This window comes from Paenibacillus sp. TSA_86.1, assembly GCF_052691815.1.
Map to the genome: position 1 here is coordinate 14,178 of NZ_JBQZGE010000003.1, position 14,267 is coordinate 28,444.

Below are 14,267 nucleotides of genomic sequence, written 5' to 3' on the forward strand. Positions count from 1 at the left end.
GTAAAGCCGCGTCTGCCAGGCGCGGTTTTGCAGCGTTAAGTACAGAATTAAGGGGGAATCAACATGACAAGAGAAGCGGGTCGGTCCGCATACGCGGCTACATGGAGCGGTATCGTCGGAAACATGGCACTTGCAGTCATCAAAACAGGAGTAGGATACATGGCGAACAGCAAGTCTTTGCTGGCCGATGGCTTATATTCTGCATCGGAAGCCGCCTCTTCTCTGGTTGCCCTTTTTCCCTCTAGGTCTGTACATTCAAAAGCCAAAGTACACAAGGAACGCCTCAAAGAACATGCAAGGGCTGCAAAACCTGGCATGACGGTTCTGTTAGCGGTGCTTATTCTAATGGGAGGCCTGCAGCTGGCGATTTCCGCATTAAGTAGTTTATCCAGCGGTGAACTCGAAGCACCGGGCAAGTCTGTTCTTTTGATAGCTGTTGCAGCTCTGGCTGTAAAGGAAGCTATATTTCAATTTCAGTACCGATATTTCCGTAAACGGAGTCAGTCCCAGGCAATGTCATATGCGCTGCAACACCGGCGTGCACTATATTGTTCGCTTACCGTTTTAATTGGCATCATCGGCGCGATGGCAGGGGAAGAGACGGGGGTGAGCCTGCTGCTGTATCTTGATCCAACTGCTGCGATCATTGCTTCTGGCTTCATTTTGTATAAAGGATACAGAATGATTGTAGATACGGTATACGGTTCACTGATTCAAGAACTGGAGCAGGAAGATGCTACCGACTACAAGGAAACCGTACAACGGGTATACGGCATTATCACCATTGAACATTTGGTTGCACGGGAGCAAGAACATGATGTGACTATCGAATTGGTCATTAGTGTGAATCCCAGAATCTCCATATTAGAGGCTCAAGAAATTGCAAATCGGGCAAAGACATTGCTGTTAACACGTTTTAGTCATGTAAAAGAAGTTCAGATCCAGGCCATACCTTATGATCCCGGATATCCTTATAAATCCAATCATGAACTGCCCGATCATGAAGCGACATTAATTCAGTAATGGCGCAAGGGTCTCGTAGATCAGGAAAGGAGCGTTATCGTTGCTTTATTCGCAATATCGGTGGAGTACACCACATATAAATCTGGAGGCGGCTGCGGGACTTTCGCAGGCGCTTTCCGTTTCCCCTCTCGTTGGACGTTTGCTTGTAAGCCGAGGTGTGCACAATGAAAAGGAGGCAGAACGGTTTTTACATCCTGATTTGAATCAGATGCATGATCCCTATCTGCTGCTGGGCATGAGTGAAGCGATCCCTCGAATCAAGCGGGCATTGGAACGAGAAGAACATATTTTAATTTACGGCGATTATGATGCCGATGGAGTATCCAGTACATCGCTCATGATCCATCTGATGCGTCATTTGGGTGCGTCATACGATATCTATATTCCTCACCGTTCGAATGAGGGTTATGGTCTTCATAACCATGCATTAGACTGGGCTCATCAACAAGGGGTTACGTTGATCATTACAGTCGATACGGGAATCAGTGCTGTTGAACAGATCGCATATGCTGCAACACTGGGAATTGAAGTCATTGTTACGGATCACCACGAACCTCCTGAGGTTTTACCAGGGGCATTCGCATTAATTAATCCGAAACTGCCGGGCTGTCCCTATCCGTTCAAGGGACTGGCTGGAGCAGGTGTGGCTTTGAAGGTTGCTCAGGCGTTAATTGGTGAAGTGCCGGGTGAATGGATGGAAATCGCCGCTATAGGAACGGTAGCTGATTTGATGCCGCTTGAAGGTGAGAATCGGGTGATTGTGAGTTACGGGATCGAATCCATGCGAGGTTCCAAGCTGCCTGGGGTTAGCGCTCTGCTAGAGATTAGTGGTGTGGATCAAAGTCAGGTGACCTCCATCAACATTGCTTTTGCCATGGCTCCACGTATTAATGCCAGCGGCCGATTGGATCATGCCGGGAGGGCGGTATCACTGCTCACGACGGAAGATTTGGATGAGGCCCATACCCTTGCGGGACAGCTGGATCTACTCAATCGAGAGCGGCAGCAAGTCGTAGAGGGAATTCTAAAGGAAGCCACCGCGCAGTTAGAACAGAAAATAGAGCAGCGTTCCGGGTCTGTACCGGATGTGATCGTACTGGCGGGTGAAGGGTGGAATGTCGGCGTAGTCGGCATTGTGGCTTCCAAATTACTGGATCGATATTATCGTCCAACACTGATTCTGGGCATTGATCCCGAGAGTGGTGTCTGCAAAGGATCTGCGCGTTCCATTGAAGGTCTTGATATCTATGAGGCACTAACCATGAACAAACAGAGTATGGATCATTATGGCGGACATCCAGCAGCTGCAGGAATGACTTTGCATCGTGATCAATTGGAAGAACTTGAGGCAGGTCTAAATAAATTTGCCGCAACGGTACTGACGGAGCGGGACTTCATGCCTCAACGTCTGGCTGATGATGAATGCAGGATCAGTGATGTTCCACTGAAGGTGATCCAGGAGATTGACAGATTGCAGCCGTTTGGCATGAGCAATCCATCGCCACGTTTTGTACTGAGAAAGGTAACTGTCAAGGAGACCAGGACCATGGGACGGGAAAAACGCCATTTGAAGTTGGTTCTGGAACAAGACGGTCAGCAGTTGGAAACTGTTGCTTTCGGCAAGGGAGCATTGGCTGAATTCCTCGCTCCAGGTTCTGTCATTGATGTGATGGGGGAACTGTCTATCAATGAATGGAATGGCATGAGAAAGCCACAGCTGATGCTGCAGGACATCCATGTTCCTGGGGCACAGGTATTTGATATGCGTGGACATGCTGAACCGTTAAACGCAATGAAGCATTTCCTGGGCGCACTTGACGTACATTTGCAATATAAGGCGGGTTCCATAGGAGCCATTGTCCGAAAAGAAACGAATGTTTCTGAAGGAAATTCATTGTATGAACCTTGCCTTTGGGTATATGATAGGAAGGTCGGTTTATTTCCGTGTAATGCTGCTGCAGAGCAGTATGGCCGGGAACAAGTCCGGACGTTATTTGTGTTTGATACGCCGGAAACTCCGGAACAACTTGATGCAATGCTGGCTTTATTCAGCAGAGCCGAGAATATCATCCTTCTGCACGGATCAGGCAACCGTCGAGACCGACTTCAGATGCCCTCCAGAGAACTGTTCAAGCGTATTTATATGCTGGTGCTCAAATGGAAAGCGGAACCCGTGGAGGAACAAGAGATAACTCCTGTGCTCAGTCGTCAGTGTGGTTGTTCTACGCGTATGATCACGATGATGCTTGATGTATTTGAGGAGCTATCCTTCATTACTCGGAAGGACGGCAAAATTACGGTTATGGACAACCCGCCAAAACGTGATTTAACTTCCGCACATCATTATCAGGCGCTGGAAAACATGGCCGAGACAGAACAGGTGATGCTGGAAGCATCCACACCTCAACTGACACAATGGATGGTATCCCGGATGAAGGGCGTATCTTAGATGGAAGTTTGTGTATTTATTTTAGGAGGAGATTATTTTGGATTTTAAAGAGTATATTCGTGTCATTCCTGACTTTCCACAACCGGGAATCAGCTTCAAAGACATTACAACATTGTTGAAAGATGGAGAAATGTACCGCAATGCGATCAATGAACTGAAACAAATGGTTTCTGACCTGAAAATTGATGTCATTGCTGGACCTGAAGCACGCGGTTTCGTTGTGGGCGCCCCACTGGCATACGCTCTTGGTGTTGGTTTTGCTCCAATTCGCAAAAGCGGAAAACTGCCTGGAGCAACAATCGAAGCGGGATATGATCTCGAATATGGCAAGGATACACTTGCAATGCACACAGATGCCATTGAGAAAGGGCAGAATGTCCTGATCGCAGATGACTTGCTTGCAACGGGTGGAACCATTGCAACTTCCATTAATCTGATTGAGCAATTGGGCGGTAATGTGGTAGGTACTGCTTTCCTGATTGAATTATCTGATCTGAATGGTCGAGCTAAATTGCCTGAGAACATGAATGTATTTACGTTGATGAATTACTAAAACGTAAGATTAACTTATGAAACTTATGAATTGCTGTGAATAATGAATGTAGACTTCCCCAGTTTCCCGGGAAATAATATACAGCATTAATGATTGGCAAAAAGCCTGCTTGTCCAACATTTTAAGTTGGGGAAGCAGGCTTTTTAATGTTGTTTCTCTGAAAAAAACACGTTTTAAAATTAGGATGAGCTTACGCGAATTTGCATGCGAACATTCTGATCAGTCAGGTTTTTTTTCCGTAACAAGCTGCTTTTGAGTGTCTTCGTTCAACAAGCCAAGCACCTCTAACAGCTTGAACAACAAGCTGAGAACCATCCCGGCAATGGTAGCCAGGGCCATACCTTTCAGGTGTACACCATAGAAGGAAATTTCCGTACCGCTAAGACCGATGACCAGTACAAGTGTAGTCAGAATCAAGTTGGTTGGTTTGGCAAAATCCACTTTTTGTTCAACTAGTATACGCAGACCCGATGCTGCAATGACCCCGAAAAGAAGCAGGGAGACACCACCCATAACAGGTACTGGAATGTTCGCAATAAGTGCCGAGAACGTGCCAGAGAAAGAAAGCAGGATCGCAATGACGGCTGCGCCACCAATAACGTAAATGGAGTAGACGCGAGTCAGAGCCATAACACCGATATTTTCACCATACGTGGTATTCGGAGTGGAACCCACGAAACCGGACATAATCGTAGATACACCATTACCAAGCAAGGAACGATGCAGTCCAGGGTCTTTGGACAAATCTTTGCCTACAATGCTGCTAGTCACAAGCAAATGTCCGATATGTTCGACGATAACAACGAGTGCTACCGGCAAAATGGTGAAGATGATGGACCAATCAAATGTAGGGGTGGTTACTGTGGGCAGAGAGAGGAAATCTGCGTTAGCAATATTCTCTGTTTTCACTTCTTTTAGAAAGTACCCGAGTACATAACCGGACACGATACCAATCAAGATGTGAATAATTTTGGGGAACCCTCGAAACGTGACAGCACCGATAACAGTGATGCCCAAGGTGACCATAGAAAGAATAATAGGTTTAGCTTGCGGCACCCAATCTGGGTTCTTAACAGGATTGGAATTAATCAGTCCTGCCATTCCAGCTGCAACGGGCACAAGCTCCAGACCAATTAAGGCAACAATCGCACCCATCACGGCTGGAGGAAATACGACGTTAATCCAGCCTGTTCCGGCATATTTGATAATGAGAGCTACGAGGCAGAATACGATACCTGTTACGATGAATGCTGCGAGGGCCATGGAATAACCATTCCCGGGGTGTGCTTTGATGACAACCATGACAGGCGCAATGAAAGCGAAGCTTGATCCGAGATATGCCGGGATTTTCCCTTTACACATCAGGATGTATAGCAGGGTACCAATTCCGTTCATCAAGAGAATCATGCTTGGATCAACCTCAAAGAGGTTAGGAACCAGTACCGTACTGCCGAACATGGCGAATAAATGCTGCAGACTTAATAATGCCCCGGGGCCAAAAGGCATCTTTTGATCAACTTGAATTTCGCGTTGCAACGAATCTCATCTCCTTTTCCGATACACAAACTTTCAATAGATTACAGAGTTTCTTGCAAATAAGCAATAACATTTTTCAGGAATGGTTTGTAAAACACTTATTTTCTTACCATTACCTTCTATTTCAGCAATTATCGGCAATAATACATAACATCCGAACAAGAAAAGAAATGGGATAAACGCTCTTATTCGTCAGCAGTTGACGGGAAACGGGCAAGGCGTCATAATTATAGGAAATTACTTTTACGGAGGAACCTGTGTTGATGTATTGTCACGGGTTCCATTTGGTATAGAAAGGACACGGAACAGATCAGAATGGGCATAGAGCAATTACTCGAGAAGGCCGGGGCGTATATCAAAGAACCTGATCTGGTGCGCATACGAGAAGCTTACGAATTTGCTGATCAGGCTCACCACGGACAGACGCGAAAATCAGGAGAACCATATATTCTGCATCCGCTTGCGGTTGCCGACATTGTTGTGAATATGCAGATGGACACCATCTCCATTATTGCAGCGCTTCTTCATGATGTAGTAGAGGACACTACGGTGTCGCTTGAAGAGATCCGCACTCATTTCGGCAATACATGTGCCATGCTTGTTGACGGCTTGACGAAGCTGGAACGCATCCAGTTCCGCTCCAAGGAAGAGCAGCAGAACGAGAACTACCGCAAAATGTTCATCGCCATGGCGCAGGACATCCGTGTCATCGTGATTAAATTGGCTGACCGTCTGCATAATATGCGGACCCTCAAATTTCAGTCGGAAGAAAGCCAGCGCAGGATCTCCTATGAGACGCTGGAGATTTTTTGTCCGATTGCAAACCGTTTGGGGATCTCTGCGATCAAATGGGAAATGGAGGACATCGCCCTCCGTTATTTGAATCCGCAACAGTACTACCGTATCGCTAACTTGATGCATAAGAAACGTGCAGAACGTGAGCAATATATCGACACCGTAATGGACGGCATTACGAGCAAGCTGGAAGAGATGGGCATTCAGGCAGACCTGTCTGGCCGACCGAAACATATCTACAGTGTGTTTAAAAAAATGACGACCAAAAACAAGCAGTTTAACGAAATTTATGACTTGCTTGCGATTCGTATTATTGTGGATAATATTAAGGATTGTTATGCTACACTCGGCATAATCCACACCTTATGGAAGCCTATGCCTGGACGGTTTAAGGACTATATTGCCATGCCTAAAGCCAATATGTATCAGTCCTTGCATACAACCGTGGTGGGTCCCAATGGTGAGCCAACCGAGGTGCAGATTCGTACCTGGGATATGCATCGTACAGCCGAGTTTGGTATTGCGGCACACTGGGCTTATAAGGAAGGAACTGCGGCAGGGCCTCAGTTTGAAGATAAAATCACCTTTTTCCGGGAAATTCTTGAACTTCAAAATGAAGCACAGGATGCTTCCGAATTTGTGGAATCTCTCAAAATGGACTTCTTCTCCGATCTGGTGTTTGTATTTACGCCAAAAGGTGAAGTCATTGAACTGCCAAGCGGCTCCGTACCGTTAGACTTTGCCTATCGTATTCATACCGAGGTGGGGAACCGCACCATCGGTGCCAAAGTCAATGGCCGAATCGTACCGCTTGACTATCATCTCAAAACGGGTGATATCATCGAAATTTTGACTTCCAAGCATTCCTACGGTCCTAGCCAGGACTGGTTAAAAATTGCGAAATCTTCACATGCACGAGCCAAGATCAAACAATGGTTCAAGAAGGAACGCCGTGAAGAGAACGTAGAAAAAGGCCGGGAGAATTGCGAACGTGAGCTGAAACGGATGGGACTTGATCCTTCTGCGTGGATGACCGATGACAAGCTGATGGAAGCGGCCAAGAAATTTGCGTTTAACGATATCGATGATATGCTGGCTGCCGTTGGTTTTGGCGGTATTACGGCTGCACAGATTGTCACGAAGGCGACGGAAAAGCTTCGTAAAGAGCAGGAAGAATCCAACTTGCTGGAACTAAATTCCGAGATGCGTGAATTGAAGCCGGCTCCTGAACGCAGAAACAGACCCACCAACGGGATTCGTGTCAAAGGAATTGATAATCTTCTGGTTCGTTTTGCGCGGTGTTGTAACCCGGTACCTGGAGATGACATTATCGGTTATGTTACACGTGGTCGTGGGGTTTCTGTACACCGGAGCGACTGTCCAAACATTCCTTCAAGCGGGGATGGGGAAGAAGCAGCACGTGTGATTGAAGTCGAGTGGGAAGAGAATATCGAGTCAAGTTACAGTGTTGATATTGAGATCACAGGTCATGATCGCAATGGACTGCTCAATGAGGTGCTTCAGGCTGTCTCTGAAAGTAAAACCAATATTTCTGCCGTCACCGGACGGACGGATAAAAATAAATTAGCATTGGTGCACGTCACCATTCTGATTCGCAATACAGACCATCTGCAAGCCGTCGTGGAACGAATCAAGCGGGTGAAGGACGTTTATTCTGTGCACCGGATTATGCAGTAAGGAGTCCTTAAGATGAGAGTGCTGGTACAACGCTGCAAAGAGGCTCAGGTGACTGTGGGAGATGAATTGACAGGCAGAATCGAATCCGGTTTGATGCTGCTTGTAGGCATAACTCATGAGGATACCGAGAAAGATGCGATATACTTGGCAGAGAAAATTAGCGGGCTACGCATTTTTGAGGATGAGCAGGAGAAGATGAACCTCAGTCTGATCGATGTGGGCGGAGCTGTTCTTTCGGTTTCCCAGTTTACGCTATATGGTGATTGTCGCAAAGGCAAACGCCCTAGCTTTGCTGCTGCGGCTCGTCCCGATCTGGCTGAGCAATTGTATGAAACGTTTAATCAGTTGCTGCGTGATAAAGGTATTCAGGTCGAGACGGGGCGTTTTGGAGCGATGATGGACGTTACATTTACGAACTGGGGTCCGGTGACCTTGATGCTCGAAAGTCCGCTTCGGGACTGAATTTATGCATAATTGCTCTGTAAAGAGGCCATAATAAGAGATAAAGTAAAACGTTGTTATAACGCTGAATCCTCTGTTGACCAAAGGAGTCACTCTTATTATGCGCCAATCTGCAAAAGTAACCAAGGCTCGGATCGAGCCACTGTTGATCCCGGGAAATATTACCGAATCACTTCACCTTGCCCGTTCTGCGGCAACCTCTGTTTCAACGATGTGGATGTTCCAAACTTCGGACAAAGACAGGCAAGGTTATCATCCGCGTCCGTAAGACATAATTAAAAAGTGAATAAAGTTCCAAAACTCAAGGCCCCGATGGTTTGCAATCTGGGGCTTTTTGCTGTGCATGATTTATGAGCGCTGGTCTTTAGGGGTACATTTTGCAAAATCATTTCAATGTGCCTTGTTATAAATCAAGCTGCTCGGGGTAATAACAAGCGAGGCACCAATGATGTGCCAAAGGACAGCATTACTGAAGTTTACACCGAATTCGAATACGGAAAGGAGAACATATATCATGAGTAAAGTTGCTTTTTTACTTGCCAATGATTTTGAAGATTCTGAAATGCAGGTACCGTATGATGAGGTAAAGAAGGCTGGACACGAAGTGCAAGTTATCGGTTTAAAAGCCGGTGAAACGTTAAAAGGTAAGGGGGGGAAAGTCTCCTATACAACCGACAAAGCGATCTCGGAGGTTCATGCTTCAGAGTATGATGCCGTTGTCATTCCAGGTGGATCATCCCCGGAAAATTTGCGGAGTGATGCGAATATTCTGAAGTTTGTGAAGGAAATCAACAATGCAAATAAACCTATTGCAGCGATCTGCCATGGCCCGCAAATTTTAGCCAGTGCTGATCTGTTGAAAGGACGCACAATCACATCTTATCCACCGCTGAAGGATGATATGGTGAACGCTGGAGCAGAGTTCAAAGATCATGAAGCTGTGGTAGACGGGAATTATATCACATCCCGTACACCAGAGGATGAACCGGCATTTGTCCGCGAACTGCTGAAAGTCATCTAAGTATGCAAAGGTTAAATATCAGGGTTTTATGGCATTCTATTGACATATATAACGTATCTAACAACAGTTAGCTCGTGTTGCCTTTTGAGGCGTCACGTTGTACTTCATTCCATAAAGGAGGGTTTGACATGGCAAAGCATATTCAGGCGTATTTTCGAACCGAAGACGAGGCAGAGGGTGCAAGAACTTCACTACAAGCGTTTCGTACCGAGCAACTGGAAGTAGGACAACTCGATGCTGCAATTGGCAGGGATACACGAGTTATGGTTCCACTGGTTCCTTATAATACAGCAGGCGGTGTGGGGACGAACGGTGCAATGGGTGTAGGAGCATCTCCTGGGGTTGCAGCTAGCGAAAATGTTATTCCAGTTGTCACAGATGTAAATCGTGATGCTGAACGTGACGTCCGGAACAGGGTGAATGAGGACGGAGACATGCTGGATGCCGCAGACGTGACTTCGGCTGATTATAATGATCTGCATTATGTTCTGTCTGCCAAAGTAAGCGATGAGGACTATGATGACATTGTTCACAAGCTTCGCTCCAACCATGCCTACGTGGAGGAATTAGACTAACATGTAGATACAAGCATGCCCTTACGCTGCCTGGTTATAATACCGGGCAATGCGTAAGGGCTTTTTGGCTAAAAAGAAAAAGTTTTGTAGAAAAAAATATATTAATTAAAGCGCTATCTTTTTTGTAATATTACTGTAATGTTAGTAACACAAGCCTTTAACAATGTGCGTTTATAATAACAGACATGACCCCCTTTTTTTATATATCTTTTGAACCTGCACACCGTGTGCAGGTTATTTTTTTTCTATCTTTGCATGTTAGCCCTTGACTTTAGTACTGCGGTTCATTACAATCAGAAAATAATACGTTGACTATAGTCAACTAAAGTCGTTTTTTGAAGAATATGACTGATTTGATGACGGGACCAAGTACTCCGTACCCACATGACCAGAGAGGAATCCCCAAGGCTGTAAGGATTCTCTTGATGAGCGGATGAATGACTTCCCCGAGAACAGACGGCGAACAAGGCAGAGAGAATCTGCGGATCGTAGTAGCCGGCCTGCGCATGACGTGCGTTATACGTAGAGCGGAAGAGCTGTGTGATCTGGATGTATTATATTCATCCTGACTCAGCAGACGACAACCTGAACGGCTATAGGATCAGGCTTCCGGAATGTGGGTGGTACCACGGGTGAATGTATATACAATCTCTCGTCCCTTTGTTTGCTTTTTATAAGCACACAGGGCGAGGGATTTTTTTGTTTTCAAGTTAATTCTCCCTGTACACGGGAACGTAGAGTGTAGAACCAATCTGAAGAAACGAAGTGTTCGCCTTTATCACCGGATTTTTAACATTTCTAAAAGTTAGATCAGGAAAATTCGGGGATAACAGCGATCGGAAGATGGTACTACAATCGAAGTGGTCAAGTGTACATTGATAATTAACGTCTACAGAGAAAATCAATGCTGGAGGGATACAGATGGCTTTTCAGAAACCGACAGGAACGCAGGATTTACTGCCTGGTGTAGTCGAGAAGTGGCAGTATGTAGAAGAAAAAGCACGCGATCTGTGCCGTCGCTTTAATTACCGCGAGATTCGTACGCCGATCTTCGAACAAACGTCTTTGTTTGTACGCGGAGTTGGAGAAACGACGGATATCGTGGAGAAAGAAATGTACACCTTTGATGACAAAGGCAATCGCAGCATGACACTTCGTCCGGAAGGCACAGCAGGTGTAGTTCGTGCTTACGTGGAGAATAAGCTGTATGGCGAACCGGATGTGAGCAAGCTGTATTATATCGGACCGATGTTCCGGTATGAGCGTCCGCAGGCAGGCCGTCAGCGCCAGTTCCATCAGTTTGGTGTAGAAGCCATTGGTGCAGTCGATCCGGCAATCGATGCTGAAGTGATCGCACTTGGTTACCAGCTGTGTGTCGAGCTAGGCCTAAAAGATGTCAAAGTAGAGATTAACTCGGTAGGCAATGCAACTAGTCGTGCGGAATACCGCGAGACATTACTGGGTTTCCTGAGACCGATGAAGGACTCACTCTGTAAAGACTGCCAATCCCGGATGGAGCGTAACCCGCTGCGTGTGCTGGATTGTAAAGTCGATCAGGATAAATTCGTTGGAGCCCCGTCTATTCTGGATAGCTTGGATGAGGAATCACTGAGTCATTTTGCCAAGCTGCAGGCTTATCTGGACGATTTCGGCGTAGACTATGCGGTGAACAACCGTCTGGTGAGAGGGCTTGATTATTACACCCTGACCGCATTCGAGCTAAAAGCACAAGGGATTGGAGCCATTGATACCGTTGGTGGAGGCGGCAGATATAACGGTCTGGTTGGCGATATCGGTGGACCGGATCAGCCGGGCATCGGCTTTGGTATTGGTCTGGAGCGTATTCAGCTCATTCTGGAACACCAGAATATTGAGGTCACTACACTCGCTCCGCTCGACGTATATTTCGTCGCTCTGGGTGAGTCAGCGGATCGTGAGGTCAATCGACTCCTGTTCAAGTTACGTCAATCCGGCTTATCCGGTGAGCGTGATTATCTGGGCCGCAAAATGAAAGCACAGATGAAATCAGCTGACCGTTTCAAAGCTCGCTATACGGCGATTCTTGGAGATGATGAACTGGAGCGTGGCGAGATTTCACTCAAAGCGATGGATACAGGTGAGCAGCAGACTGTGAAGCTGGATGATCTGGTGGCAACGGTACGTGGAAAACATTAAGACTCAACGAGGGAATGGCAAGTAATTGTAGAATCGGCAAGCGGCTATGGGGAAAGGATTCCGGTTGTACGGATGGTAATCTCCAGAGACAGGATGCCTTTCGAATATAAATTTTCACGTAACCGGATTGTGTAAGGCAGGCTACGGTCTTGTCTGCACAGAACGGAAATTTCACATAAGAGGAGTTTGGTTATGAAAAGAAGTCATCATTGCGGCGCATTAACAAACGCACATATCGGTGAGACAGTAACATTGAACGGCTGGGTGCAGACCCGCCGTGACCTGGGGGGCGTACTTTTTATCGATCTGCGTGACCGTAGCGGAATTGTACAAGTTGTCTTTAACCCGGCATATTCCGGTGAAGCATTGCAAATTGCAGATCGTGTACGTAGCGAGTATGTCATTGCGGTAACAGGTAAAGTGGTTAAACGTGATGCAGAGACCGTAAACAAAAACTTGCCAACAGGCGAGATCGAAGTCCAAATTACGGAAATCGAAGTGTTGAATGCAGCCAAAACACCTCCATTCTTCATCGAAGATGGCGTTGAGGTAGATGAATCCCTGCGTTTGAAATATCGTTACCTGGACCTGCGTCGTCCAGAAATGTTCGAAACATTAAAACTGCGTTCCAAAGCATCTAAAGTGTTCCGTGATTACCTGGACGGTGAAGAGTTTGTTGAGGTAGAAACACCAATCTTGACCAAGAGTTCCCCGGAAGGTGCGCGTGACTATCTCGTACCAAGCCGTGTACATGAAGGTGAATTCTTCGCCCTGCCACAATCCCCGCAAATCTACAAACAATTGTTGATGGTGGGTGGCGTTGAGCGTTACTATCAGATCGCTCGCTGTTTCCGTGATGAGGACTTGCGTGCAGACCGTCAACCGGAATTCACTCAGGTCGACATTGAAACTTCCTTCCTGCAACAAGATGACCTGTTGCCGATGATGGAAGAGTTAATGGCGAAATTGCTTCGTGAAACGAAAGGGATCGAGCTGGAGCTGCCTTTCCAACGGATTACGTATGCAGATGCCATGGGTAAATACGGTTCCGACAAACCAGATCTGCGCTTCGGTATGGAACTGGTTGAAATGAACGATATCGTAGCAAACAGCGGCGTGAAAGTATTTGCTTCCGTCATCGAAAAAGGTGGAGAAGTGAAAGTCCTAAACGCTAAAGGCTGTGGCACATGGAGCCGTAAAGAGATCGATGATCTCGGACCATTCGCTGCCCGTTACGGTGCGAAAGGTCTGGCGTGGATTCAAGTGAAAGACGGCGAGTTCAAAGGGCCAATCGTGAAGTTCTTCACGCCTGAAGAAATTGAAGCTGTCAAAGAACGTACAGGTGCCGAAGATGGCGACTTGTTGCTCTTCTCTGCAGATACGAAAAAAGTGGTTGCTGACGTATTGGGTGCATTGCGTCTGAAAATCGGACGTCAACTTGGACTGATCGATGACAGCAAATTCAAATTCGCTTGGGTTGTGGACTTCCCACTCCTCGGATATGATGAAGATGCCAAACGTTATGTGGCAGAACACCATCCGTTCACACGTCCAAAAGACGAAGATGTACATCTGTTCGACACGGACCCGGGTGCAATCCGCGCTCAAGCCTATGACCTTGTTCTGAACGGTTATGAAGTAGGCGGCGGTTCGATGCGTATCTACAAACGTGATGTGCAGGAAAAAATGTTTGCTGCGCTTGGACTTACACCAGAAGTAGCTAACGATAAATTCGGATATTTGCTAGAAGCATTCGAATATGGTACACCACCACACGGCGGGATCGCCTTCGGTTTGGACCGTCTCGTGATGCTGCTGGCAGGGCGCACAAATCTGCGTGAAACGATTGCCTTCCCGAAAACGGCAAGTGCAACCGATCTGCTGATGAATGCACCTTCCGAAGTGGATGGATCACAGCTGGAACAGCTTCATATCCGTGTTGCTCGTAAGCCAGTCGCGGAAAAGAAATAAAGGAGGCAT

Annotated in this window: 12 protein-coding genes; 11 read left to right on the forward strand and 1 reads right to left on the reverse strand. The window is 46.7% G+C overall.

The window, feature by feature from the left end; all coding sequences use genetic code 11:
- The first annotated feature begins 63 nt into the window (after positions 1–63).
- From ACUTVW_RS09155 to ACUTVW_RS09165, 3 genes are read left to right on the forward strand one after another with little or no spacing between them, the layout of a single operon-like run.
- Positions 64–1,023, forward strand: coding sequence for a cation diffusion facilitator family transporter (locus ACUTVW_RS09155; protein ID WP_445645511.1), 960 nt, complete (start codon positions 64–66; stop codon positions 1,021–1,023).
- A gap of 40 nt (positions 1,024–1,063) precedes the next feature.
- On the forward strand, positions 1,064–3,472 hold the full coding sequence (gene recJ, locus ACUTVW_RS09160) for a single-stranded-DNA-specific exonuclease RecJ (protein ID WP_445645512.1): 2,409 nt from the start codon (positions 1,064–1,066) through the stop codon (positions 3,470–3,472).
- A gap of 37 nt (positions 3,473–3,509) precedes the next feature.
- Positions 3,510–4,025: an adenine phosphoribosyltransferase gene (locus tag ACUTVW_RS09165; RefSeq protein WP_445645513.1), complete on the forward strand. Its 516-nt coding sequence runs from the start codon at positions 3,510–3,512 to the stop codon at positions 4,023–4,025.
- Between the two features lie 219 nt (positions 4,026–4,244).
- On the opposite strand, the gene uraA is transcribed toward ACUTVW_RS09165, so the two are convergent.
- Positions 4,245–5,561 carry a uracil permease gene (gene uraA / locus ACUTVW_RS09170; protein WP_445645514.1) on the reverse strand — a complete coding sequence of 439 codons (1,317 nt, stop codon included), beginning with the start codon at positions 5,559–5,561 and terminating at the stop codon, positions 4,245–4,247.
- A gap of 315 nt (positions 5,562–5,876) precedes the next feature.
- Between uraA and ACUTVW_RS09175 the strand changes: the two genes are divergently transcribed.
- The 8 genes from ACUTVW_RS09175 to aspS all read left to right on the forward strand — a co-directional run bounded on the left by ACUTVW_RS09175 (position 5,877) and on the right by aspS (position 14,258).
- The gene (locus ACUTVW_RS09175) at positions 5,877–8,054 is read left to right on the forward strand and encodes a RelA/SpoT family protein (protein WP_434749756.1); all 2,178 of its coding nucleotides are present in this window, start codon (positions 5,877–5,879) and stop codon (positions 8,052–8,054) included.
- 12 nt (positions 8,055–8,066) lie between these two features.
- Positions 8,067–8,516: a D-aminoacyl-tRNA deacylase gene (gene dtd / locus ACUTVW_RS09180; RefSeq protein WP_445645515.1), complete on the forward strand. Its 450-nt coding sequence runs from the start codon at positions 8,067–8,069 to the stop codon at positions 8,514–8,516.
- 100 nt (positions 8,517–8,616) lie between these two features.
- Entirely contained in the window at positions 8,617–8,784 is a 168-nt protein-coding gene (locus tag ACUTVW_RS09185; RefSeq protein WP_445645516.1) for a hypothetical protein, read from the forward strand.
- 246 nt (positions 8,785–9,030) lie between these two features.
- Positions 9,031–9,537 carry a type 1 glutamine amidotransferase domain-containing protein gene (locus tag ACUTVW_RS09190; protein ID WP_445645517.1) on the forward strand — a complete coding sequence of 169 codons (507 nt, stop codon included), beginning with the start codon at positions 9,031–9,033 and terminating at the stop codon, positions 9,535–9,537.
- A gap of 128 nt (positions 9,538–9,665) precedes the next feature.
- Complete coding sequence (locus tag ACUTVW_RS09195) at positions 9,666–10,112, forward strand: hypothetical protein (protein ID WP_434749760.1); 447 nt, start codon at positions 9,666–9,668, stop codon at positions 10,110–10,112.
- A 437-nt stretch (positions 10,113–10,549) separates the two neighbouring features.
- A complete protein-coding gene (locus ACUTVW_RS09200) occupies positions 10,550–10,681 on the forward strand; it encodes a hypothetical protein (protein ID WP_445645518.1) in 132 nt (43 codons plus the stop codon).
- 352 nt (positions 10,682–11,033) lie between these two features.
- Positions 11,034–12,287, forward strand: coding sequence for a histidine--tRNA ligase (gene hisS / locus ACUTVW_RS09205; protein WP_445645519.1), 1,254 nt, complete (start codon positions 11,034–11,036; stop codon positions 12,285–12,287).
- Between the two features lie 192 nt (positions 12,288–12,479).
- Positions 12,480–14,258 carry an aspartate--tRNA ligase gene (aspS, locus tag ACUTVW_RS09210; RefSeq protein ID WP_445645520.1) on the forward strand — a complete coding sequence of 593 codons (1,779 nt, stop codon included), beginning with the start codon at positions 12,480–12,482 and terminating at the stop codon, positions 14,256–14,258.
- The last annotated feature ends 9 nt before the right edge of the window (positions 14,259–14,267 follow it).

Excerpts from the sequence above, each read along its gene's own strand:
- ACUTVW_RS09155 (WP_445645511.1), top strand. The coding sequence starts at position 64 with ATGACAAGAGAAGCGGGTCGGTCCGCATACGCGGCTACATGGAGCGGT.
- ACUTVW_RS09175 (WP_434749756.1), top strand. The coding sequence starts at position 5,877 with ATGGGCATAGAGCAATTACTCGAGAAGGCCGGGGCGTATATCAAAGAA.
- dtd (WP_445645515.1), top strand. The coding sequence starts at position 8,067 with ATGAGAGTGCTGGTACAACGCTGCAAAGAGGCTCAGGTGACTGTGGGA.
- ACUTVW_RS09185 (WP_445645516.1), top strand. The coding sequence starts at position 8,617 with ATGCGCCAATCTGCAAAAGTAACCAAGGCTCGGATCGAGCCACTGTTG.
- ACUTVW_RS09190 (WP_445645517.1), top strand. The coding sequence starts at position 9,031 with ATGAGTAAAGTTGCTTTTTTACTTGCCAATGATTTTGAAGATTCTGAA.
- ACUTVW_RS09195 (WP_434749760.1), top strand. The coding sequence starts at position 9,666 with ATGGCAAAGCATATTCAGGCGTATTTTCGAACCGAAGACGAGGCAGAG.
- ACUTVW_RS09200 (WP_445645518.1), top strand. The coding sequence starts at position 10,550 with ATGACTTCCCCGAGAACAGACGGCGAACAAGGCAGAGAGAATCTGCGG.
- hisS (WP_445645519.1), top strand. The coding sequence starts at position 11,034 with ATGGCTTTTCAGAAACCGACAGGAACGCAGGATTTACTGCCTGGTGTA.
- aspS (WP_445645520.1), top strand. The coding sequence starts at position 12,480 with ATGAAAAGAAGTCATCATTGCGGCGCATTAACAAACGCACATATCGGT.